32 protein-coding genes are annotated in these 22,204 nt (G+C 52.6%); 1 reads left to right on the top strand and 31 read right to left on the bottom strand.

Annotation, left to right across the window (positions count from 1 at the left end; genetic code table 11):
• The first annotated feature begins 14 nt into the window (after window positions 1-14).
• Window positions 15-431: an SET domain-containing protein gene (locus CDO73_RS01700; RefSeq protein WP_088486768.1), complete on the top strand. Its 417-nt coding sequence runs from the start codon at window positions 15-17 to the stop codon at window positions 429-431.
• 83 nt (window positions 432-514) lie between these two features.
• Here CDO73_RS01700 and CDO73_RS01695 read toward each other — a convergent pair whose 3' ends face one another.
• The 31 genes from CDO73_RS01695 to CDO73_RS01545 form a co-directional block, all read right to left on the bottom strand.
• Window positions 515-1,165 (bottom strand): SMI1/KNR4 family protein, encoded by a 651-nt coding sequence (locus tag CDO73_RS01695; RefSeq protein ID WP_088486767.1) that lies wholly within the window; start codon window positions 1,163-1,165, stop codon window positions 515-517.
• Between the two features lie 154 nt (window positions 1,166-1,319).
• The gene (locus CDO73_RS01690) at window positions 1,320-1,883 is read right to left on the bottom strand and encodes a CHAP domain-containing protein (protein ID WP_088486766.1); all 564 of its coding nucleotides are present in this window, start codon (window positions 1,881-1,883) and stop codon (window positions 1,320-1,322) included.
• Window positions 1,884-1,903: 20 nt separating this feature from the next.
• Window positions 1,904-2,392, bottom strand: a complete 489-nt coding sequence (locus CDO73_RS01685; protein ID WP_088486765.1) for an NUDIX hydrolase — start codon at window positions 2,390-2,392, stop codon at window positions 1,904-1,906.
• A 173-nt stretch (window positions 2,393-2,565) separates the two neighbouring features.
• Window positions 2,566-3,294 (bottom strand): ATP-grasp domain-containing protein, encoded by a 729-nt coding sequence (locus CDO73_RS01680; protein ID WP_088486764.1) that lies wholly within the window; start codon window positions 3,292-3,294, stop codon window positions 2,566-2,568.
• 46 nt (window positions 3,295-3,340) lie between these two features.
• On the bottom strand, window positions 3,341-4,123 hold the full coding sequence (locus CDO73_RS01675) for a class I SAM-dependent methyltransferase (protein ID WP_088486763.1): 783 nt from the start codon (window positions 4,121-4,123) through the stop codon (window positions 3,341-3,343).
• 84 nt (window positions 4,124-4,207) lie between these two features.
• Window positions 4,208-4,672 carry an NUDIX hydrolase gene (locus CDO73_RS01670; protein WP_088486762.1) on the bottom strand — a complete coding sequence of 155 codons (465 nt, stop codon included), beginning with the start codon at window positions 4,670-4,672 and terminating at the stop codon, window positions 4,208-4,210.
• Window positions 4,669-5,739, bottom strand: coding sequence for a hypothetical protein (locus tag CDO73_RS01665; protein WP_088486761.1), 1,071 nt, complete (start codon window positions 5,737-5,739; stop codon window positions 4,669-4,671). Before CDO73_RS01665 ends, CDO73_RS01670 begins: the two co-directional genes overlap by 4 nt.
• Before the next feature lie 50 nt (window positions 5,740-5,789).
• On the bottom strand, window positions 5,790-6,443 hold the full coding sequence (locus tag CDO73_RS01660; protein ID WP_088486760.1) for an ATP-binding protein: 654 nt from the start codon (window positions 6,441-6,443) through the stop codon (window positions 5,790-5,792).
• On the bottom strand, window positions 6,440-7,126 hold the full coding sequence (locus CDO73_RS01655; protein ID WP_088486759.1) for a VOC family protein: 687 nt from the start codon (window positions 7,124-7,126) through the stop codon (window positions 6,440-6,442). Before CDO73_RS01655 ends, CDO73_RS01660 begins: the two co-directional genes overlap by 4 nt.
• 4 nt (window positions 7,127-7,130) lie before the next feature.
• Entirely contained in the window at window positions 7,131-7,688 is a 558-nt protein-coding gene (locus CDO73_RS01650) for a DUF4303 domain-containing protein (RefSeq protein WP_088486758.1), read from the bottom strand.
• A 39-nt stretch (window positions 7,689-7,727) separates the two neighbouring features.
• Window positions 7,728-8,027 (bottom strand): hypothetical protein, encoded by a 300-nt coding sequence (locus CDO73_RS01645; RefSeq protein ID WP_088486757.1) that lies wholly within the window; start codon window positions 8,025-8,027, stop codon window positions 7,728-7,730.
• Window positions 8,028-8,050: 23 nt separating this feature from the next.
• On the bottom strand, window positions 8,051-8,347 hold the full coding sequence (locus tag CDO73_RS01640) for an antibiotic biosynthesis monooxygenase family protein (RefSeq protein ID WP_088486756.1): 297 nt from the start codon (window positions 8,345-8,347) through the stop codon (window positions 8,051-8,053).
• Between the two features lie 13 nt (window positions 8,348-8,360).
• Entirely contained in the window at window positions 8,361-8,885 is a 525-nt protein-coding gene (locus CDO73_RS01635) for a phosphotransferase-like protein (RefSeq protein WP_088486755.1), read from the bottom strand.
• Between the two features lie 2 nt (window positions 8,886-8,887).
• Entirely contained in the window at window positions 8,888-9,442 is a 555-nt protein-coding gene (locus CDO73_RS01630) for a YfiT family bacillithiol transferase (protein WP_088486754.1), read from the bottom strand.
• A 50-nt stretch (window positions 9,443-9,492) separates the two neighbouring features.
• On the bottom strand, window positions 9,493-9,972 hold the full coding sequence (locus CDO73_RS01625; protein ID WP_256972550.1) for a GNAT family N-acetyltransferase: 480 nt from the start codon (window positions 9,970-9,972) through the stop codon (window positions 9,493-9,495).
• A 92-nt stretch (window positions 9,973-10,064) separates the two neighbouring features.
• Window positions 10,065-10,736, bottom strand: coding sequence for an SMI1/KNR4 family protein (locus CDO73_RS01620; protein WP_088486752.1), 672 nt, complete (start codon window positions 10,734-10,736; stop codon window positions 10,065-10,067).
• Between the two features lie 43 nt (window positions 10,737-10,779).
• Window positions 10,780-11,232, bottom strand: a complete 453-nt coding sequence (locus CDO73_RS01615; protein ID WP_256972515.1) for an alpha/beta hydrolase — start codon at window positions 11,230-11,232, stop codon at window positions 10,780-10,782.
• 184 nt (window positions 11,233-11,416) lie between these two features.
• The gene (locus tag CDO73_RS01610; protein ID WP_088486750.1) at window positions 11,417-11,884 is read right to left on the bottom strand and encodes a VOC family protein; all 468 of its coding nucleotides are present in this window, start codon (window positions 11,882-11,884) and stop codon (window positions 11,417-11,419) included.
• Between the two features lie 38 nt (window positions 11,885-11,922).
• The gene (locus tag CDO73_RS01605; protein WP_088486749.1) at window positions 11,923-12,387 is read right to left on the bottom strand and encodes an NUDIX domain-containing protein; all 465 of its coding nucleotides are present in this window, start codon (window positions 12,385-12,387) and stop codon (window positions 11,923-11,925) included.
• 49 nt (window positions 12,388-12,436) lie between these two features.
• Window positions 12,437-12,832, bottom strand: a complete 396-nt coding sequence (locus CDO73_RS01600; protein WP_088486748.1) for a DUF7674 family protein — start codon at window positions 12,830-12,832, stop codon at window positions 12,437-12,439.
• Window positions 12,829-12,984 (bottom strand): hypothetical protein, encoded by a 156-nt coding sequence (locus tag CDO73_RS26630; RefSeq protein ID WP_179218470.1) that lies wholly within the window; start codon window positions 12,982-12,984, stop codon window positions 12,829-12,831. Before CDO73_RS26630 ends, CDO73_RS01600 begins: the two co-directional genes overlap by 4 nt.
• A 241-nt stretch (window positions 12,985-13,225) precedes the next feature.
• Window positions 13,226-14,122, bottom strand: coding sequence for an RCC1 domain-containing protein (locus tag CDO73_RS01590; protein ID WP_088486746.1), 897 nt, complete (start codon window positions 14,120-14,122; stop codon window positions 13,226-13,228).
• Window positions 14,123-14,148: 26 nt separating this feature from the next.
• Window positions 14,149-14,502, bottom strand: a complete 354-nt coding sequence (locus CDO73_RS01585; protein ID WP_088486745.1) for a hypothetical protein — start codon at window positions 14,500-14,502, stop codon at window positions 14,149-14,151.
• 252 nt (window positions 14,503-14,754) lie between these two features.
• Window positions 14,755-16,497 carry a helix-turn-helix domain-containing protein gene (locus CDO73_RS01580; protein WP_088486744.1) on the bottom strand — a complete coding sequence of 581 codons (1,743 nt, stop codon included), beginning with the start codon at window positions 16,495-16,497 and terminating at the stop codon, window positions 14,755-14,757.
• Between the two features lie 43 nt (window positions 16,498-16,540).
• Window positions 16,541-17,314 (bottom strand): ferric iron reductase, encoded by a 774-nt coding sequence (locus CDO73_RS01575; protein ID WP_088486743.1) that lies wholly within the window; start codon window positions 17,312-17,314, stop codon window positions 16,541-16,543.
• A gap of 1 nt (window position 17,315) precedes the next feature.
• A complete protein-coding gene (locus CDO73_RS01570) occupies window positions 17,316-18,353 on the bottom strand; it encodes an ABC transporter substrate-binding protein (protein WP_088486742.1) in 1,038 nt (345 codons plus the stop codon).
• A gap of 107 nt (window positions 18,354-18,460) precedes the next feature.
• Window positions 18,461-19,348, bottom strand: coding sequence for a GNAT family N-acetyltransferase (locus CDO73_RS01565; protein ID WP_088486741.1), 888 nt, complete (start codon window positions 19,346-19,348; stop codon window positions 18,461-18,463).
• Window positions 19,349-19,439: 91 nt separating this feature from the next.
• Complete coding sequence (locus CDO73_RS01560; RefSeq protein WP_088486740.1) at window positions 19,440-20,147, bottom strand: nucleotidyltransferase; 708 nt, start codon at window positions 20,145-20,147, stop codon at window positions 19,440-19,442.
• A gap of 33 nt (window positions 20,148-20,180) precedes the next feature.
• On the bottom strand, window positions 20,181-20,888 hold the full coding sequence (locus CDO73_RS26625; RefSeq protein WP_179218468.1) for a hypothetical protein: 708 nt from the start codon (window positions 20,886-20,888) through the stop codon (window positions 20,181-20,183).
• A gap of 134 nt (window positions 20,889-21,022) precedes the next feature.
• On the bottom strand, window positions 21,023-21,418 hold the full coding sequence (locus tag CDO73_RS01550) for an Imm7 family immunity protein (RefSeq protein ID WP_088486739.1): 396 nt from the start codon (window positions 21,416-21,418) through the stop codon (window positions 21,023-21,025).
• Between the two features lie 52 nt (window positions 21,419-21,470).
• Window positions 21,471-22,187: a hypothetical protein gene (locus CDO73_RS01545; RefSeq protein ID WP_088486738.1), complete on the bottom strand. Its 717-nt coding sequence runs from the start codon at window positions 22,185-22,187 to the stop codon at window positions 21,471-21,473.
• Window positions 22,188-22,204 lie beyond the last annotated feature (17 nt).

The following is a 22,204-nucleotide window of genomic DNA, read 5'->3' as shown; positions in this document are numbered from 1 at the left end:
GCGAAGGTGAACCCATGATCGAAATTAAACATTCCGCGCTCAGCGGAGGCGAATTCACCCGCGGCGTGTTCGCGACCCGCGATATCGCCAAAGGCGAACTGATCCACGAAGCGCCGGTCGTCGCTTACGAGAACGAAGAACACGAACATATCGAGAAAACGATTCTCGCCGACTACGTTTTCCAATACGGAGCCAATCATACCGCGATCCTGCTCGGCTACGGCAGCTTGTTCAACCACTCCTATACGCCGAACGCCACGTACGAGATCAGCTTCGAGAAACATACTTTCGATTTCTACGCATACACCGATATCAAAGCCGGCGAAGAGATTCTGATCAACTACAACGGCGAAGAAGACTGCGACGATATTCTGTGGTTTATGGAAGAATACGAAGATGCCGCAGAAGAAGACGAGACGAACGATAAGTAATCCCGCATCCGATCGCCGCATGTTTCGACCACTGTTGTTCGCGGTCGAGCATGCGGTATTTTTTATAGCAAAAAACGGCTGTCTTACCGCTTCTGCTCTTTATTGCATGCTCTTTTTAAAGCTCCCGGGCTCACTTGATGATGTTTGAAAATAACCCCTGCCCGCTCCCTTACATAAGGGTCTTCGTCTTCCAGATAAGCCAGCAGCGTATCCAAGCACGAATACGGAGTCAAGGCCATAAGGCTCATCAGAAGCTGGCCGCGAACATCGTCTTCAAGGTCGGGTTCGCCCAGCCGCTCGCGCAGTCCGCGAATTGCCTTCAGATCCGACTCGGTATGCGCGGATTCGGCCTCTCGCGGCGGCGGATAATCGGCTTGCAGTTCGTCGGCGTCCGCTTGCGGATTATTTTCCAGTCGACGGATCAGCGATAGAACCGAGCGGAAGATCGGAGAGTTGTCCGTTTCTTCGTGATTCAGATAACAGATCCGTCCGCGAAGCGGCCCTCCCGTATAAACGGCGAAATAATTGGAATTGCCGTCCGTCCAGAGAGGCAAAATGTCCGCAAAAACTTCGATCCCGCTCAGCGCTTCCGTCATTTCGCGCATTTCTTGGCCGTCGATCAATCGTATGTAAAAATCTTCTTCGTTCTGCACTTTGTCGTGCGCTTCGAGCGCGGTTCGCGCCTCTTCGTCGAAAGTTGCGCCGAGCTCGGCAGCGGCCTCGATCACGCCCATCGGACTTCCTCCTTTCGCATAAAAAGCAAAGAGCGCTCAATCAGCCTTCCTTTTCTTTCCTTCATCGTAACAAAAGCCCTTGCCGAATGGCAAGGGCAGCGGTCACGCGCTCTGCTTGTTCGCGACCGTTTTCGAAAAACGAGTCTGATTGCGTTTACCGAACTTCGTAAGCGTCCGCGATCCGAATATACCCGTTGATGGCAACGCCTGTCCGATCGAAGATCCCCGAACGATTGCGATAATTGCCTTCCGCCGTAATCAAACGGTCCCCCTCCGCGCGAATCACGACTCCGATATGATCGTTAGCCCCGTTGCCGAGCAAGTCGTCGAACACGATCAGATCGCCCCGCTCGGGAACGAACCCCGATTCTCCGGACTTGTGATAGAAACCGTACAGCTCCGCCCATTCCATCCAAGCTTCGACCCAAGCGAAATTGCGCGATACCGGCGCCGCGTAACGAACCGGAAGTTCAAGTCCCGATTCCATGCAGCAATGGTACACGAACGCCGCGCACCAATCGAAGCCGATATCGGGATGCTCTCTCGGGAAATAACGCAGAATCGGTTCCAGATCGGGACCATATTTATTCTCGTTTCCGATCAGCGGTTTCGATGCCCATTGTTCGGCTGTTGCCGCCAAGCGTTCTCGTAAATGAGGTGTGTCGATTTCGTCTTTCTTCGCTGCATCCGTTGCCGCTTCGTTCTTAAGTGGTTCCACGTTCGTCCTCCTGCTGATTTTTATAGAGTCGTTTCCAGATCGACCTTGTAGTTCGGCTTCGTCACGTAAGACAAATACCGAACGGTTCCGTCGAATTCGAGATAAGCTTTGTATTTGTCGATAAAATCGGGCATTTTCACATAATCCAGTACCCGATCGCGGGCTACCCAGAGATGTTCCGTCGTTTCGTCCGATTCTCCGAAGTCGCCGCTCTTATAGGTGCAGGCGAAGCCCATGATCACTTTGCTGGGAACCGTGTCGTATCCGTCGTATCCCGGGTAGGTGCAGGTGTTGGACGTGATGCAGAACAGATGTCCCGGTTCGATTTCCATTCCGCTTTCTTCGCGAGCTTCGCGGACCAGCGCCTCGATCAGATTCTCTCCGACTTCGACCTGCCCGCCCGGAAACATCCAGATGTCGCGATGACGATGTTTGAGCAGCAGAACTTCCCGATTCGCGTTCTCCACGACGCCGAATACGGCCACGATATGAGTAGGAAATCTTTTCATCCTAGCACCTCCCGGTTATGTTCCGATCCTGCCTTGCTGTTTTCCGTACCTGTATAAAGTTCATTCTTTTGAAGCAAAATCCTCTTTTTCGCAACCCGCGATCGAATAAAAAGACCCGTACGTTTGTACAGGTCCCGTTCTTATCCTTCTTAGGAAAGCCAAGCGATCTAACATCAGAAGTCGCATTCGTCTTCGCTTCTGGTCAGCTCCGCCCATCTGGCCGATAACAGCTTGGCATAATCGAGCGAGTTCAGCCCGTAATGTCCGAGCGCATAGCCGTCGTTGATCTCGATCAGCAGCGTGCGCCCGTCATCGGTCAGACCGATATCGACCGAATAGCCTTTGGGCGCGCTCGCAAACCGGTTCACGATCCGCTTCAAGACGACGGGATCCAACGACAAGCTCCAATCTCCCCGATACCGGCGCACGTCGAGAACCTGCCCGTGCCTCACGAAGCCTCTCCATTCCGCAACGAACTTCACGACTTCCGAACAGAAAATCTCCGGGTCTTCTCCGTACGTTCCGCAGCCGATCAGGTCTTTGGTTCCGCGTACGACCGTGCCCGCGAACTTTTTGTCTTCGACCGGCTTGATAAACACGCCCCAACTCTCCGGATCATTGACGATGGCGCTGAGCTTGGTTCTCCATACTTTGCGCCCCAGCTCATCCTGCAATTCTTCCGGGTAATCCAGCTCGGGCGCGACGATGCCGTGTTTTCCCAACATCGTGCGCACGTCGTCGACATAACCGATCACGATGTCTTCGCGTCGATGTTCGGTCAATTCGGCCGTGTCCTTGAAATAGCGAATCTCGAATCCCAACTGCTTGAATCCGTCATAGGCCGCATAGAAATTATGGTTGGCGATCTCGCCGTCCATGCCTTTTTTTACGTAAACGATCATTCGGCTCGTCCTTCCTTCTCTTGCAGATACTCGATCAGCAGGAGTCCTACTTCTTCTTCGCCGTTATCCGCAGCCGACGATAATCCGCGATCCATTCTCCGCCTCGATACAACTTCGGCTTGAGCGCCGCCGCGCAGTTGACGGCAATCTCGCGCTGCGTATCGGAATCGATGCCGCTCAGCAGCGATCCGGCAAAAGCCAGCAGCCAATTGTTCAATCCGTCTTCGCCGCTGCCCAGCGGAGTGGGACGATCGTACAGCTCCGCGTAGCGCACTTCGAATCCGCCTTTTTCCAGCAGCGGCGCATATTCGCCCACGGAAGGGAAATACCACGGGAAGCGGGCTTTCCAGTCGACGCCGATGCGGTCCAGCTCGTTCGTCAACGCCTCGATGATCGCGCCTACGTTGCCGCTGCCGCCGAATTCGGCTACGAATCGTCCGCCCGGACGCAGCGCGAGTCCTACCGATTCGATGACCGCTTCCGGCCGCTTCATCCAATGCAGCGCCGCGTTCGAGAAGACGGCATCGTACGGCTCTTCTCCCTCTTCCAGTCGAAACCGCTCGGCATCCCCCACCCGGAAAGACAGGTCGGGATATTTGTCCCGGGCTTTCTCGATCATATCCGCCGAATAGTCCGTTCCTACGCAAACCGCGCCGCGCTGCGCGATCTGCTGCGCCAGATCTCCCGTTCCGCAGCCCAGATCGAGAATTCGTTCCCCCGACTGCGGCGCCAGCAGCTCGACCAATCCGACTCCCAATTGCGAGACGTACCCGATCCGTTCGTCGTAGTGCTTGGCATCCCACTTTTGTTCGATGGTTTTTTTCGACATGTCTTCATCGCTCCCGTCTTCGTTTGCACCATTATGCGCCTATAAGAACGAGATAGGAAATAGGTTTTGCCAATAAGTTGATAGTCACGCTCGATTTCCTTGATCCGATAACTGCCTAACGACCGGCAGGACCGGCGGACTGATCCGTTCGGGCAGCTCGTCCAGATCGAAGAAGCGATAGGCCCGGTTCTCGTGATCCAGCCGAAGTTCCCCATCGTAGATATTCGTTCGATAAACGACGTCCACATTATGGACTTCGTCGCCGTTCGGATACACGTAACGCATTCCTTCGCCCGAGAACACGCCGAATAATTCGAGCTGTTCCACGCGCAGCCCCGTCTCTTCGTAAGCTTCGCGGCGCGCCGTCTGTTCGGTGCTCTCGCCGAGTTCCATCGCGCCTCCGGGGAAGCACCAGGTATCGTTATCGTTGCGATGCAGCATCAAGACCCGACCTTGTTCGTCGAAGATCAACACGCTCGCGCCGCACATGATCAAAGGCCGGGAACCGACCTGACGCCGCAGCTCCCTCATATAGTCGAGATTCGTCATGAATGATTTGGCTCCTTGTCCGTCCAGTATTGGGTCTCGATTTCGTGCCGAATCGACAGTTTCATGTTATCCTGCAAATGTTCGTATGCTCGAAGCAATCCTTCCTCTTCCGGCAGCAGCCGCGCGATCAAGCTCGTAACGGAAGAATCTTCGTCCGGCCGTTTCGAGCGGAACAGCGCATCGTGAATCCGGCGAATGCTTTCCGGATTGGTCGTCATGAACCGTACCGGTTTGTCCCGAGTTTCCAGCTTGAGCGTTAACAGGACATGCAGGACTTCCAACCGATACTCCAATTCCTGCTTCGATCCATGCTGCAAGACTCCTGCCGCCGATCGATTCACGTCTTCGATCAGCTCCGTAAACAGAAGTCCGACCTGCTGCATCGCCATATAGGACCAATAAGCCGTTCCCGTACTTCTCCCGTGGGCTTCCCAACTCGTGTCCCATAAGATCTGCCGAATCGTTTCTTTTTCCTCCGAACCGAACAGCGCGATTCCGAAGATAAGACCGGCGTTGCAATCGACCGATGCCGATCGTTTCCCCCATTCGACCAATTTGGGCACGATGCTTCGATCCGAAATTTTGCAAGCTAGTACGGGCAGGAACTCTTCGAACAAAGCTTCGCCGAACGATCGATTCAACATCGCCTCAAGCTCCGTTCGATAACGTTCGCAAGGCAGATGAATAAGACCGAGGCAAGCGGCTTGAGTCACATACCAATTTGGGGTAGGGATCAAACGAACCAGTTCGGCCGTGCACGGCTCGAATCCCATGTAGCCCAACGCGTGCAAGACTTCGTAAGGCGCGTCTTCGCGAAGCTTCCCTTTTTTCATGCCCCAAAGATACAATTCCTCGGCCATCTTCGCATCGCCGTGCGCCATGATCGGCCATAGCAATTCGGAATGGATCGCGCGAAGCTCCGAGCTTTTAAGCAGGTCCAGTAATCCTCGCGCATCTTCGATTCCGCCGTGCCGCGTGATCAAGTCCGTATACGCTTGAAATTCTGTCCAATCCATATCCGGTTCTTCCGTCATTTTCGCGATCAGTCTTCGAGTCGCAGAAATCATGGAGGCTGCTCCTTTCTTATGTATAAACCCTTCTGACGCGCCCGCTCCTCCTACTCCGCCCTGAAACTCTCCGCCTTATGCGTACGCAGCCAATCCACCATAAAATCGAACAGTTCCAACGAATACCGGTGATCGCTGCGGCAGTTCGGCAGTTCGTTTTCGATCCGGCTGACGTTGCTCGCGATATCGGTCGACTCCATGAAGCAGACCAGTCCCGGGCAGAACTCGTTCAGGGCTTCAAAATAAGCTTTCTGCGGTTCGATAAACGTCAGGTTCATCTCGAATCCTCTTCTGAGTCTCGTCCGGTCGCCCGCTTTCCGCTCGCGCAAGCGAGGCTCGTCGGCATACAACAAGAAATATTTATCGGGGAAGCCCAGCTCCCTCTTACTGAACAGAGGACGATAGAACTCTTCCACGAATTCCAGCGACTGCCCGTCGAACAGCGTGAAGCCGAACGACCAGTTATACCAAAAAGGCTGAAACAAATCGATATCGATCACGACCGGCCGTTCGGCCTCCTGCCCGATCGCCGATTTCCATCGATCCGCCTGACGTTCGAAAAACCACTCTGGGTAAACCGGTTCGGGTTTCTCCCACCATGCCGCGACTTCGGGAATATGGAATCCGCCGTTTCGGGCCGCAAAAGTCGACGAGGTCGTCGTTTTGCCCGCCGCGCTCGCTCCTTCGATGCTAATGATGGTCATGGGCGTCCTCCCCTGCTCAAAGCTTCCATGCCGCTATCGACGGTTCCGCGATCGGTATGAATGACGAGCGGCGCAAGGATCGAAAGTTTGCTCGAGAAATACCATCTGCGACCCAGCGGAGCCAAAATGATAAAGCTGCCGTCTTCGTATTCGCCCATGAAATTGAGATAACGGTCATAGGAGATCTCTTCGTTTCCGCGTACCGGGATGCCGAGCGAGTCCAGCCGCTTGGCATACTCCGCGACCTGCTCGACGGACAACCCGATCTCGCTGATGCAGAGGATCTGCTCCGTATCGAACTCCGCAGCTTCCGACGCCGGCGTCGTTTCTCTTCTGGCGATAAACTCGACGATATTACCCGCGGGATCTTCCGTATAGAACGAATCCGCTTGAGTCATGCCGTCGAAAAAGACTTCGTCCATCCCGTCTTCCAGCAGCAGTTCCGCCCGTTCGGACAGCCACCGTTTGGCTTCGCGGAACAGATTCGGCGGGATGTTGAACGCGAAATGGTAATAATAGAGACGGTCTTCCGGATCGCGGTTCAACCGAAGCACGCTGCTGCCGATCCGGAAAGAAGCGGCCTCGGCCCCGTCGTCCAAACGTTCGAATCCTAATGTTTGTTCGTAAAACCGTACCGTCTGTTCGAAATTCGATATCCACAATTCGATTTTGTTTAATTTCATTCTTTTATTCTCCGATCGAATCGTAACGGGCCTTAAATCGCAGGTAGACCGGCTCGGGATTAAGCAGCTTGGCCGAATAGTCTTCGATGTCTTCGCTGCGATCGTCGTCGTTCATGTATACGAACAACGTCAGCTCATCTCGATCCGCGACGTTCGAGAACAATCCTTCTTGATCCAACTGCTTCAAGGCTTCCGATGCCGCTTCGCAAAAAGCCGCCTGCGTCTCTTCGCTGTAATCGTCCCGGCTGCTCAGCATGCGGCTGGCTCGAACCGTCTGCGATGGTTCCAAATCGCCGTCGCTGTACGCCCATTCGTCCGGCATCCAGCGATAGGAAGAGATGTACGATTCCGCGTCCGGGTCGCCTTCGCGCTTATAGTACTCCACCCGCCGCCCAAGAGATTCTTCCGTGTTCATTCCCAGATAGACCGTGCCGGCGTCGCTGTCCGTGACCAGAGCGACCGCGTACAGCTTTTCGTTTCCGATCCGCTTGACCAGTTCCGCAAAGTCCGCGCGCACCGCTTGTACCAATTCTTCTGTAAACTTCGCAAAAAAGTCCTTCATTCTTGCCTATACCTCCTGTTTATTCGGGGCGTGTATGCCCTAATCTTCCGGTTCCCCGACTTCGAATCCTAACGCACGCGTCGCTTCCGCTTTGAACTGCTCGATCCAGCGTCCCCATTCGTGGGCGTCCATCCGGGCATCGAAAAACAAACCGCTCGGTTCGACGGAGGCGGAGACGGTAACGCCGTCGCTTTCTTCGCCGAACCAATACGGAATTCCCTCGATATATCCGATCCAGCCGGGCATTTTCCGATAGACCGCTGCGACCTTTTCCCATTGCTCCGCAGGCAGATCGTACCGGATATTCAGATTGCAGTTATGTACGGACGGTTCGGACATGATCGTTCCTTCTTCCTATCGCTTTATCCCAACTCGACTTTCGCATAATGTTCGACGGTCGGAAACGGATCGTAATAATGGTGCAGCAGCGTTTTCCACTCCTGATATTCCGCCGATCCTCTGAATCCTTCGGTATGGTCTTCGAGCGTTTCCCAACGGACCAACAGGACGTATTTCCCGCTTTCCTCCAGACATTTCTGAAGTTCGTGCTCGATATACCCTTTCATGCCGGAGATGATCTTCGACGCTTTTTTGAAGCTGTTTTCGAATTCGTTCTCCTGACCGGGAATAACGTTCAATACGGCGACTTCCAGAATCATGATGACCGCTCCTTTATTTAAGACTGGTTTTGAAAAAGTTCTTAATGATCCGCTCCGCGCATTCTTCCGGAGTGCTGGTGCTCGTATCGACTTTATAACTATAACGAATATCGGCCGCCATCCGTTTGCTTTGTTCTTCGGATTGATCTTCCCCCCGGTCGCCTCGCTCGATATTTCGCTGACGGCATACCTCAAGCGGACAATAGATCTCGACGATCTCGAACGGATATCCTTCGAACAACTCTTGGACTCTGGCGTAATGCGGTTGCAGTTCCGGCCGTTCCACCAAGATTCCGTCAATCAGCACATGCTTACCGTCGTCCGAGAACACTTTGGCGACTTGATACATCATCTTCACGACCTCGCTCAGATGTTTCCAATAATTTTGCTGCAAATGCTTATCGCCGACCATGTTTTCGAACAAATCGTTCGCGACCACATAGAAAAACGGTTCCGAATAATCCTGCATCGCCTCGACGATCGACGTTTTGCCGGAACTTGTGACTCCGTTTAGAAAAATGATTTTGCCTTTATCCACTTTTAACTCCTCTTTTCGCTTAAGGTTTCCGACTCCGCTTCGCAAAAGCTGCGGATTTGCGCCGTATGATGGCGATTATGCCAGATAAATCGCTGGATCGCGGTGTCTACGGAGATCGAGCCGAGCACGTTCGTTCTCAACTTTTTCTCATAGTCCGCTTCGGTCAAGCTTGCCAGCACTTTATCCATTCTGAAATGTATCGCTTGGAGCAGTTGAATCGAAACGGAGATCGGAGTCTCTTTATAATCGTTCAGCTCCGCCCATAGATCCTGCCGATAAGAAGACGCTTGAGGTTCCGTTTCAGTGATCGCCCGCTTCAATCGGATAAAAGCGTTCATGTCGTTATCCGCCATATGATGGATAATTTGCTGCGGCGTCCAACCGTTCGGCCGATAAGGTACGTGCAATCGGGAAGCGGGCAGATCGCTTACGGCCTGCTGCAAACGGGGAACGATTGCGTTCAATTCGGCGCGATCCTGTTCGCGTTCTTCGGAAGTGCTCCGTTCCCGCGGAGCAAACGAACCGATCGGGTAACGGATGAGATCTTGGTTTTCCATGTGCTAACGCCTCTTTTCCTCATAAAAGTTAGGCTTCATCGTCGCGGCGCTTATTTTTCGATCGAATACAAAGCCGCTTGTTGACCGCTGAACGTGACGGCTTTTTCGTAGCTCATTCCGTTTTTCCGGGCGACTGCGATCGAAGCCAGATTTTCGAATTTGATGATCGAGACCAATCGCCGTTTGCCCAATTCGTTAAATCCGTAATCGCGCCATCCGATCGCCGCCTCCGCGGCATAACCCTGCCCTCTGAAATCAGACGAGATCCAATATCCCACTTCCGTTTCCGGCGTGCCTTCGATGATCTGCGGGATCAACCCGGCATGTCCGACCGGCACGCCGTCTTCTTTGCGAACGGCTAATCTAAGACCTAAGCCTTCTCCGGCGCTGTACCGACTCATATAACGTTCCAGTCTTTCTTTCGTTTGTGCCTCGTCCAAGATCGATCCGTCCCCGATATACCGCATGGTCTCCGGATCGGACGTCATGCTCATCAGAAAGTTTAGATCATTCATGGTATACTCACGCATAATAAGCCTTGGGGTCTCGTGCATGCCTCCACTCTCCTATCCGAATCGTTATGGATCACCGCTCTCCAGTCCGGTTTATCCTATATTCATGGCTATTTACAGCGGCTCAACCAAGACCTCCATTTTAGGGCATACTCACCGTGAGGGTCGATGCCGGACATAGGACTATCGATAAAAGTCAGCAGCTGCCAATCCTCCGGACCTACACAGCCAATTAAGGTGCAGCGATCCACAAAATCAATGAAGTTGTCACCCAATCTATATCCATGCCCATCCCCAGCATCATGCGATAGATAGACAACCGGGTAATCGTCCGGCTCCGATAAGTCAAAGGCGATAAAATCACCATTGCCTACTTCCATGAAGGCAAGCTTGTGATGCCAAACGACATCGTAGGAATCATGAGGATTCGGAAACACGGCTTCCTGCCACCCTCTTCGATTCCTCTCGATATCTCCCAATTGATCCAGACTCCAATAAAGTTCCCCTCTAAAAATTCTGTCCAGCTCCGGAGGCAGCGACGCGAGACGATTCTCTTCATCAGGAAACGACCATGATACCTGCACTTCACTCGAATATTCCGTCAAAACGCGGATTAGAGAAGTGGGCAGTTTCACCTCCAGCTCCTGCTCCAGCAAAGTGATCTGTTCGATCGGGACGGGAGGCTTAATGGTTAGGGTGGATACTTCGCCTCCCCGATCTTCGATCGCAGAAAGCGTCGTTTTCCAACGCTGCTCCCAAACGCTCCATGACTGTTCTTTCACAACAATGTCCTCCCTTGGTTTCGCATTTCTAACAGGGATACAATCACGAATTCAGAACGTCTTCATACACTTTCGCAAGCTGCTTGAGGATCTCGATACTCTTTTCGACGTCGTCCGTCTCCAAAGCATGATTGGCATCGGCAATTCGAATCATCCGATTCTCCGCTTGGATTTGTTTCTCCTGTTCTTCGCCGAATGCGGGATCCTTCGTTCCGTATACGACAACTCCGCTGAACTTGTTTATGTAGGGAACAGTCTCCGGGACCGGCGTCAAAAAGATATGCTTAACCGGGACTCCCAGCTTTTCATGAACGCTGCCGGCGATGACGGTTCCCAGACTTTTGCTGATCCAAACGATCTGTTCGTACTGGCCGACGATAGGCTTGACCGATTCGTAACTTTCTTCGGCTACCGTCGGCACCTCGCTGCGTCGAAGTTCTGTTCGCGCGGCTTGATACCCGTATTCCAACATGAGAACATCATAACCGCTTTGCATCGCACATGTTCCCGCAAAGTGCAGCACAGGTTTATGACAAGGATAATTTTGCCCCGGAAAAAGAACGACCAGCTTTTTGTTTCCTTCATTAAGCCGATAATGTTTCTGCTTCATTTCCGTTCCCCAGAAGGAAGGCACAGCCACAAGTTCCACCTTCATTTTGTTCGCCCTTTCATGGTTCGATTTATGTTGCCGCTTCTTCCAAAAGTTTTTCCCACTCGGTCATCGAAAATTTATTCGGGATGCTTTTCAAGCGGTCCGGCACGTCCACGAAACACATGAATTCCAAGCTGTTTCCGTCCGGGTCTTTGAAATAAACGGAAGCATTGCCTTGACTCGGCCGGACAAAAGGATCGATCGGGTCGCCTTCCGCGAACGGAACCGCTTCGATGTCTCTGTCTTGCAGCCATTTGACGCTGTTCTTCAGCTCTTCGTAACTGACGCGAAAAGCAAGATGTCTCAAGGAAGGATGATACGGCGTTTGATAAGCATCCCCTTCCCATAAACCCAACCAACTTTTTTCTTTTTCGATCCAGAAGAAAGCAATATCGCCTTTTCTCCATGCCAGCTCCAAGCCTAATTTCGCATAAAATTCGACGGAGCGATTCAAATCGCTTACCGGCAGATGGGCTTCGTATAGTCCGAGTATCATCGTTTTTTCCTCTCCTACCGTTTTGGTCGCATTTCGGTTTACGATCTCAACAGGCCCGCCGCATGATGCTTCAAATCTTCGAATACCGGTTTCTGCACCGCATTGATCTTTTCCAGATCGATCTTTTTCAAATCTTTGAACTCCAAATACAGCGATTCCTTATGATCGTCTTCGAAATTAAGTGTGGTTTGGTCTTCCGAGACCTTGCCCGCCAATTCCGCCTCCGCGTTAAATAAAAACATCACGAAAGTCACTTCGTTGCCGTCCGGATACGTGTAATTCATGCGAGGACCCGAATAAATCGAATACAGCTCGTAATGGTTGATCTCGAGACCCGTTTCTTCTTTGACTTCCCGGATCATGGTTTGTTCGATCGTTTCTCCCGCTTCCATGCCGCCGCCGGGCAGCCCCCAGTCTCCGTAATCGGATCTTTTTTGCAGCAGGATGCGTCCCTGTCCGTCTCGGATGATCGCTCCGCCGGTTACAATGATTCGTCTTGTCATATCTGCTCCTTTTCGCAAACTGACCCTACCTGTTCTCTTTAACCGCGCCTCAAGTCGATGCCGTTTTTCCGTTCCAATCCTCGATCAAGCGGTTCCACCGTCGTTCGGATTCCGGATGCAGCCATCTTTCCCATTCGCCATATTCGACGTTTCGGTCAGGCGATTTGTTCTGAAACGTTTCGAGGATCCCGACGGTGGCGAATTCTTGGACTTCGGCATCCCCGCTCGTAAGAAGCTGTTCGATGGTTTCGAATAAATCTTCGAATTCGCCGGTCTTGCCGCTGCGGTAACGTTCGATCGCGTACTCGACGAAATCGCCGATATCCACATAGATCAATCGTTTTTCGCCGGCTTCGTAATGCTGTTCGATATACCGCTCGTACCTTTTCCGATAAGAAGGGCACGCGGTTAACAGCCGCTCCATGATTTGCTCTTGTTCGATCATTCTCGCCCCGCCTTCAGCCCTTCGATTCTTCCGGATCCGCAGACGATTTCGTGATGCTTCTTGTTGATAAACGTTTCCTCGATCTTGGCTTGAATGGTTGCCCAATTGTTCACTTCGCTGATTCGATCGGGATTTCCTGTTTTTCCGATCAAGCGGCTTATCTCCGTTCTCACCGAAAAATCTTCCATCCTTGTTCGCCTCGATTTCTTTAAACGTTTCCGGCATCTGCAAAATAAACGTATTGTTCACGGCTTTTGTCTCCTGTGTCAATCCCTTTTCGTATTCGATAAAGACTTTCTCGATCGGAGTCTCCTTATAGACGGCTCACCATATGAAATTGTCGAGGTTATTTTTATATTCAGCGATCGGTAATATTGAAGTTTGCTGCGCGAATTATTCGTTCGGCAGCCGGATGCCGCTCCAAGTCTCTACATCGCACTGACCGTAACGATGATCGCCGACCGCGACTGCCGTGCCGTCCGATCTGAGGCCGATCGTATGCATGCAGCCCGCCGCAATCGCGACGATACCGCTCCAGCTGCTCACCTCGCATTGTCCGTATTCGTTGCTGCCTGCTGCCGTTACCGTTCCGTCCGATCGCAGGCCGACCGTATGATAACTTCCTGCCGCAATGCTCACGATCTCTTGCCAGTCGTCGATCTCGCATTGACCGTGTTTATTGCCTCCTACGGCTGCGGCTGTTCGGTCTGATTTCAGGACTGCCGTATGCAGATAGCCCGCTGCCGCCGCCGCTGCACCGCGAATGTCGCTCACGTCACATTGGCCGTATCGATTATTGCCGGCCGCGACGATCGTACCGTCCGCTTTGACTCCGACGCTATGCCAATCGCCTGCCGATATCGCGACTACATCCTGCCAATCGTCCACCTTGCATTGGCCTTCTTGATTTCTCCCTACGGCGATCACCGTACCCTCCGCCTTCAAGCCGAGCGTATACCGCCAACCTGCCGCGATCGCCGCAATCCCGTACCAGTCGCTTACCTCGCACTGGCGATGTTGATTCCACCCCACAGCCATGACGGTTCCGTCCGATTTAAGCGCTACCGTATGCGAACTGCCCGTGTTATTCGCAAAATGAACGTTGCCGGCCGCAACCGCTGCGATGTCGCGCCAACCGCCGACCTCGCATTCCCCATGTTTGTTGTCGCCCGCGGCGATCACGGTTCCGTCGGATTTCAAGCCTACCGTATGACGCCTGCCGGCTGCGATTGTGGGAGCGGGAATTCGTTCAGCTTTCTTTTCCGGCCGTCGCGGCGTATTGGTGTTCATGCTTACCTCCTGATAAAAGAATCCGTTCACATCACGTTAATCTCCAATTTCGAATACTTTGCCGCAAGTTCCGGATCGATAGCGACCCAATCGGCATCGACCCATAGAGGAATAGAGAGCAGCTTTTCCAATTCGTTCACGGCGAAAAAACCGACGGTCATAACCGGCTCGGGTACGAGCGTCGACAGCATCTGTCCGACCTGCTCGATCGTGCCCCATTGGAAATGTTCATTCAGCACGCTCGTCCATTTTTCGTTTTGACCGATGTAGTAAGTCACTTTTATCTCGCGCGGTTCGATCGGCTGTTTGTTCTCGCGTTTATAGATGTAGGCGTCAAGAATATTAAGGCGGGGATGCATCAGGTCGGTTTGACGATTCAACTGCCGGAGCGCTTCGACGATTAAGGTCTGGTCGGTACTTTTAACGTGAAGATTCGCAAATTTCGTACCCGTCTCTTACTCCTCCGATCCACGGATTCGTTCCGGATTTATGACGTGCTTCTCTTCATTTTATCATTTTGTCAAAAAATCGGAGCTTTTTTGTGATAAAAAGACCTTCGAACGAATCTTCGTCCGAAGGTCCTGTTTATTCGCGCGTATCTGTTCGTTTGCCGACAGATCCGGAATCGAAGCCTAACTCGGCCGCGATCCGCCCAACAAAGCCTGCTCGATCTGATCCACGATGCCGTTAATGCCGGTCGGTCCGTAACAGCCGATCCATGTCGCCGCGTCTACCGAATGAACATGCCGGCTGCCCCCCGTGTCCAGCATCTCGATCACGCGCCGTTCCGTGGCCGATATGCCTTCCTGCATCGCTTCGTTGCTCAGCAGAAAATAGTGGCTGGCCTGCACGGCCGGCAGCCGCTCGACCGAAATATGATACGCCGTATCGGAAGCGTCGGCCACGAACAACGGAACCGGCATACCGAGATCCCGGTACAGCACGGCTCCCGTGCGATGAGCGGCGGAATGCACCCGGATCAGAGAATCCAACGGACGGATCAGCGCCACGCTGTGGCCCGCCAGCACGGGAGCGAGTTCTTCCGACAGCAGCGCGGTTCTGCGATGATAATGCGCGATGATACGTTTGGCTTCCGCCCGTTTGCCGGTCAGTTCGCCGAACAATCGCAGAATCGTCTGCCAGTTCTCGTTGCGCTTGAACATCAGGACCGGAGCAATCTCGCTCAACCTTGCAAAATGCCGATCATGCACTTCGGTGCATACGATCAGATCCGGCGATAATTCCTCTACGGCGGACAGATCGGGATATTCGTACGTTCCGAGCAGTTCGGTCCCTTGAAGCTTTTCGCGGATGTAAGCGGGAAAATCGACCGACATGCTGCCCGATCCTACGCTGCCGGCCGGCGACGATCCCAGCGCGAGCAAATGGTCGGCATACTGAACGTCCAGCACGGCGATCCGAACCGGGGGCCGCGTCACGGCATATTCGCCCCGCATATGGCAGACGACCGGTCCGCGATCCGAATCGTACGAAGACGCCGTGACGTTTTGCAGCAGAGCGGTTGCGTAATCGGCATCCGTTTTCGCGACGTCGGCCAAGCGATAGCGCAGCGGCGAGACGCCGTAATGCTTTTTGAAAGCCCGGCTAAAATAATACATGTCGCGATAACCGAGCCGATCGGCGATCTCTCCGACGGAAGCTTCCGTATGCCGCAGCATCCGCGAAGCGTTCTCCATCCTCAACTGAATCACGTACTCCATCGGTCCGAGCTGCTTGGCCTGTTTGAAGCGCCGCTGAAGCTGTCTGACGCTGCATCCGGCGACGGCCGCCAATTCGTTCAGTTCCAGATTCCGGCGATAATTCGACGAGATATACGACGAGACCGTATCCACCATATCGAACTCCGCCGCGCCTTGACCGCATTCGTACTCCATAATCAGTTCGTAGATCATGCTTTGAAGCAACGCGTGGGCATGGAAACATTCCAAGCCTTCCCCGCGCCGCCATTTGGCGATCATCTTCTCCGCGTTCCGTACCCAGTCCGTTTGCGCCGCCATATTCTGCACGAACGAGATTTGCAGCGGGTGTTTGCGGTACGAAGGCAGATCGCCGGCGGCTCCCACTATGGAGACTGCCCGATACGCGATCGCGATATAATACAACTCGTCCGATCTGGAGGTCAGCGTAAAGGAAGTCCCTTGCGCGGCATGACAAGCAAAAGAAGCTCCAATGCGGCAAACGTCGCCGTTCATTGCAAGCTCCCCTGCCCCGCCTACCGCCAACAGCAGCAAACTCGACGTCGATTCGGTTTCGCTCATGCCGAGAACCTCGCCCGCCTGCAAAGTCCCGCTGTATCCGTCAAGCATCCTGATCGCCGTATCGCTCCAGAGGCTCGTTTGTTCTTGCAGCGGCATCTTTCTCAACTCCTGACGATAGCATCGTTGTAACTCGCTGTTGTCATTTTAGTTGAGAAATGTTCTCAGTGTCAATCTTCGGGCATTTTCGGCAGTATTCGTTCGACATCCGGTAGTAGAAGCAGCAGGTAAGGCGCTCGCTTCTCGCGACCGGAACCTCGTCTTCGCAGGTCGTGAAGCGGGTAAACGGGTTCTTCCGCTGATCGAACACCGCGCCCGGCGCTTCCTGCGTCAAATATGCAAAGTCGGCTTGAAGCCGTTCCTTTTCCCGCGCGTCGTATTCTTCTTCCATCCGATACAGCGGGCCGATGCGAACCATGATATTTTCCCAGAGGATACTCATCGGAAGAGGCGCGATCTTGGAGAGCATCTTCAAGATCGGCGTAAGCTGCATCGCGAACATTTCTTCGATCGCCGCCGTCCGGCGTGCTTCCGGACTTCCCGTAAGCGGTTCGGATCGAACCTCGCCAACCGCCAGAAAAGGAAAACGGGTCATCCCTTCCTCGGCGAGCACAGGATGATACAGGAAACTGCTTTGCAAATCCAAAGAAACATGCTGACGATGAAAAGTCAGCGCGGTCACCAGCGGCGCGGTCCACAGATAGCCGAGACGCTTGGCGAGCATCGAAGCGGCGACTTGCAGGTCCGGCGCATCGATATAGTCCCGAAACCAACTCACGTAAGCCAGACATGCCGCTTCTTCCTTCAGTTCGCTAAGCGCTATAGTGCGGACGCTGTCGGACGGCGGCTCGCCGAGCCGAATCGAATGGTCGGCCGCCGTCCGTCTCCATGCCTCCGCAGCGAGATAATGTTCCATATCAATTCGATCCGAGCAGCGCTTCCGACGCTTGATCCACGATCAAGTTGATCGCGAGCGGGCCGTAATAAGCGATCCAGAGCGTCGCGTTCACGTCGTAAGCATGATTTTCTTTGACCGCGGGCAGCGATTTCCATACCGGGTTCTTCGCCAGCGTTTCCGCTTCCGCGGCAAACAATTCGTCCGACAGTACGAAGTAACGATCCGCGCCGATGTCGGGCAGCGTCTCCATCGAGATCTCGACCGAGCCGTCTTCGCCGATTCCTTTGACCATCTCCGGCATTTTCAGACCCAGATCCTGATACAGAATTTGGCCGATGCGGTGCTCGATGCCGTGCACGCGAATGCCTTCTTTTCTCGGACGGATAATGGCTACCGTTTCGTCGCCCAATTTCTCGCTCAGCTTCGCTTTCAGTCCCGCGACTTTCTCTTCGTAAGCGCTGACCACCTGATCCGCTTCGCTCTGCTTGTCCGTAATCTTGGCGATCGTCGATAACGTGTCCCGCCAATCTTCGTAGAAATCGAGCACCAGCGTCGGCGCGATCTTGCTTATGTTCTCGTACTGCTCTTCCTGAAAATCGGTCATGATGATCAGATCCGGCTTCAGCGCCGTGATCGCTTCGAGGTTAGGCTCGTCCCGCGTACCCAGAACTTGCATGCCGCTCGTCCGATCGCCCAGATACTCCGGGTAATCGGTGTTGCCGCCCGCGATCACGCTGCCTGCCGGTTTCTCGCCGACGGCCAACATCTGATCCAGAAACTTCACGTCGAGCACGGCGATCGTTTTCGGCTTTTCTTTCAGAACCAGTTCGCCTTTCATATGCTTGATCGTGACCGGATAAGCTCCGCTGTTCGTTTCCGTCTTCGCGGGAGTCTCCGTCGTCTCCGCCGCGGCGGACTTGCTGTTATTGGTACCCGTTCCCGAGCCGCAGGCCGTCAGAATCAGAATGAGCGCCAACATCAGCCCCATCAATCCTCGCGATCTATAGACGGCATATCCTCGGCTTCCCGCCGCCTGCTTGTTTGTTCCTTTAAGCATGGTAAATCCCCCTTATGTATGATAATGATTTTCATTATCGCGTATAAAGGGAGTATAGCGAATACCCGCTCGGCCTGACCATGTACTTTTGCGACATATTGGCGGGACTAATGCGACGCGGGCATCGGTTCGAATTGCAAATGAAGCGAATCGCAGACCGGCGTATAGCCGATTTTCTGGTAGATGCTGTTGGACGTGGGGTTCGCCAAATCGGTATACAATACGCATTTAGAGAATCCTTTTTCCAAAGCGAGTTGGCTGACCTGCGCTACGACGGAAGTCGCGTAGCCTTTTCTGCATTGATAAGGAGGGGTATAGACAAAAGCTACGCCGATCGCGTTCTCCATTTCTCTCGTATACCCGGCCATCGAAACGGGAATCCCGTCATCGTTTTCCAAAACATAAAGCTTTTTCGACGCGATGCGGTAAAGATAAGGCTCCGTGTCCTGCGGGATGTGCATTTGCGTTTGGCCGTACTTCGCCGCTGCGGAAAAGGCTTCGACCCAATAAGGGAAAAAGTGCATATCCTTTTCGTCCAACAGCCGAACGGTACCGGTCTTCCGAATATCCGGATTTACCGCCGTAAGCTCGTAGATTCGTTGATCCATGACGGTCCGGTAAGTCAGGCCTCTGCGCAGCTTATATTCTTTCGCAAAATATTCGGCCAAGCTTTTTTCGGTGGTCACGCCCGGAATTTCGAAGCCGTCCAGACCTTCGATCAAGCAGTCGACAGCTTCGGGATTCAAGATGTTGTCCGTGGCGTACAGCGTGATATTATGCGGAGGCGTCATGATTGCGGTCAGCCGTATGCCTTCGGCGTCCGAGATCGCGATCATCAGCCAATTCGCGGGATCGCGCCAATCCGTTTTGTCTTTGCCTTCATGTCCGATGATGAGATTCCCCAGCGGAATCATGTTCTGCGCTTCATGACGCATCAGCACTTCGTAAGTATCCCGGTAAAACTCATGCACGTCCGTATACGTTTTGAATTCCATCGCAAGTTCTCCTTTTATCCGATTATTGGAATGAAGCCGGATCAGGTCTTTCGGCCATCGTCCGCAGCGCGTCTTCGAAATAACGATAAGCTTAATCCGCGCGGATCAAGAACTCTTCTGTAGGCGCATCGCTATGCAAATAAGAAGCATACAGGTACTCGACCAGAGCCGGATCGATCGCGCAGTAAGTCAATATCGCTTCTTTCATCTTCAGCATGTCGTTCTCCCAGACCCCTGTATCTTCCATAGTCAAAGAGTACAGCGCGCGCATCAATCTTTTGGAGCATCCTTTCGTCGATCTGTGTCTCGCTTCTTCGTTATCGCCCGACTCGGCAAGCGAGCGGCGGGCACGATCGAATTCCATCGGAGTATCTGCGTTTAGCTCAACAATGAATTTCGGAGAGACAACGATCGGAGGAACTCGTTCGCCGAGATCTTCGCCGTGCACGCATATGCAAATGACCTTCACCCAGAATCCCCAATCGTTCGGCCGGTTTAACACGTTCTCGATCGAGCTTACGGTCGTATCGATCTTGGTGACGAACGGGTATTCGTTCAGCACTTCTTGTCTGATCGTCGACAATCTGTCGTAATCGATATTCGCGGGATTCGCGCATACCAGAGTAAAATCCGCGTCCGAGCTGAACGGTCTGGCGGTGCCTAGCGGAATCGATCCGCACATATAGAGGCTGTGCACCTTATCGCCGAATTCGCTCAGAGTTCGGTCGATAAAGGTATCTACAAAATCTTGGTATTCTTTTTGTATGTTGATCTTGGGTATGACTTTTTGCAATATCATCGTATTCTCTCCTCATTGGCCGATGCCTGCGTTCTACTTCTTTTCGTCCCAGTAGCTTTGGGCGATTCGTTTGAGTTCGCTTAGTTCCACCGCGTTATATGCTTGATCGAAGATTTGAATATGCTCGGCTGCAAGGATCAAATATCCGAAATCGTTGTTCTCTTCATTCCTGCAAAAAATATGGATCTTCCCTTCCTTCAAATCCGTGTTCCAGATCTCCAACTCCATCCGGCTGATCTCGCTCGGATCTTCTGTAATCCTGCCGGATTCGATATCGCTATAGAAGATTTCATGCGGCTGCATCAATCGAATACGGAACAGTTCGAAATTCGGATCGATCCGCTCGGCCAGATATGGAATCTCGATCGACATCCAGTAATCTTTATCCTGTTGAACAAGATCGAGGAGAGTTCCGTCATGGAAAAGGGTAAACAGCAGGTGCTGATCTTCGATATTCGATTTCTTGATTCTTTTCCATTCGTCATGCACGTTATCTCTAATCGCGAGCCAACCTAGAGGCAGATCGGCTAATTCCAGCAGAGTCGGATCGAGTATCGTCGCTTGCCGCAAACTGATGATTCTTGCCTCTTTTTCATCTACCGACTCGCCATTGTGGAACTGCCAGCCCCCATCGTCCTCATCATGACTGACATATTTGATCGATTCGCTTCTTTCCATAATGCCTCGGGTAGTGATCACGGCTAGGTTCTTCGGATCCTCGAACGGCCAGTCCTCATTCATGGTAAATATTCTCGCTCCTTTCATTTCTATTAAGAGCAGGAATGATTGTATGGACACGTCGTACTTCTACCTTCAAAGCCTACGATCAACTCCTATTCGCGAGCTCTTTGATTTGTTGAATCATTCCCTCAGTATCACCCATTGTCCTCGACGGTTGGAATATAAGGAGACAAGTAATAATCTTGCTCTTGGATCAGATGGCCTCGAACCAATTTGAACACGACAAATTCGTTCGAATGATCATGGTTTTTGCCGATATCTTCATCATCATAGATATACAGCAGTCCATACGATCCCGGTAAAAGTTCGGCTATCTTTTTGAACAGATCGAACACGTATTGCTGCCTATGATTATGTAATCCGGATATCTCTAACGATACGAGCCCGTTTCTTATTTTGCGCGTAATGACACCTTCGGAATCGACGCCTTCGATAAAATCGAACAATTTTTCGATTTGAAGTTCTTGCTCGGCATCTTCCGTATCATGCGTGTGATGCCTTAATACTGCCCATCCGTGAAATTCGAACATTCTCGGCCACCTTTTCTACCTATGATCTCGAATCTTATTGCGCCGTTTTCAACTACACATGCAATAAAGCATTCCGATGACAGAACACGATATAGCTGCCGATCGTCCCTTCGGTAAATGCCGGTTTTCTGGGCTCGCCGTTCCCCTGCGGAGGCAGTTCTTCGCTATATCGATAAAAAGTTAATTTGTGCGTTTGTCCTTTATTCATAATCTCGATGTCAAAACGCGCTTCCGACAACGAGACTTCCGAGATCGTGCTTCCTATTAATCGGTCCGTCAGCTCGTCCCATTGATTCTCTTCGCTTTCGCCGGTCCAACGGGAAATCCAAGGGCGATGGGTGGCGTTGTGACGAATATGGCAGCCGATCACTCGATGATCCATCATCGTATATTGATCAGACGACCATACCGCATATACCAGATACTCCGGTTCCCCGTCACGATCGATTAACAAGCCGAAGAATCCCGGCCCGCCCATTCCGTAGGTGCCCAAATGAGTAGAGTAGCCCAGAATTTGTTTTCCTTTGAGCGTTTGGATATCGAGTTCAAGCAGCGTTTGCGGTCTGTTCAGAATCAAGGTTTCTTCCGGATCAGGATAGTAATTGAAATCTGTAAATAGTCGGTCTTCGGCCCATCCCGCTTGCTTCCATTTGCAAAGCTCGGCTTTCGGAACGATCATCGAATATTCTTTGATCAGCCCTAGATTCAGGTTGCGATAGGGAAGGTTCAGTTTGATCGGCGTTCTCAATATTCCTTTGCGAACTTTCATGTCTTCGATTCCTTTCT

Origin of the sequence: Saccharibacillus sp. O23 (genome assembly GCF_002205895.1) — a bacterium.
Lineage (GTDB): Bacteria > Bacillota > Bacilli > Paenibacillales > Paenibacillaceae > Saccharibacillus.
The sequence above is the reverse complement of the archived record's forward strand: the minus strand, read 5'-3'. Positions and strand labels throughout refer to the sequence as shown.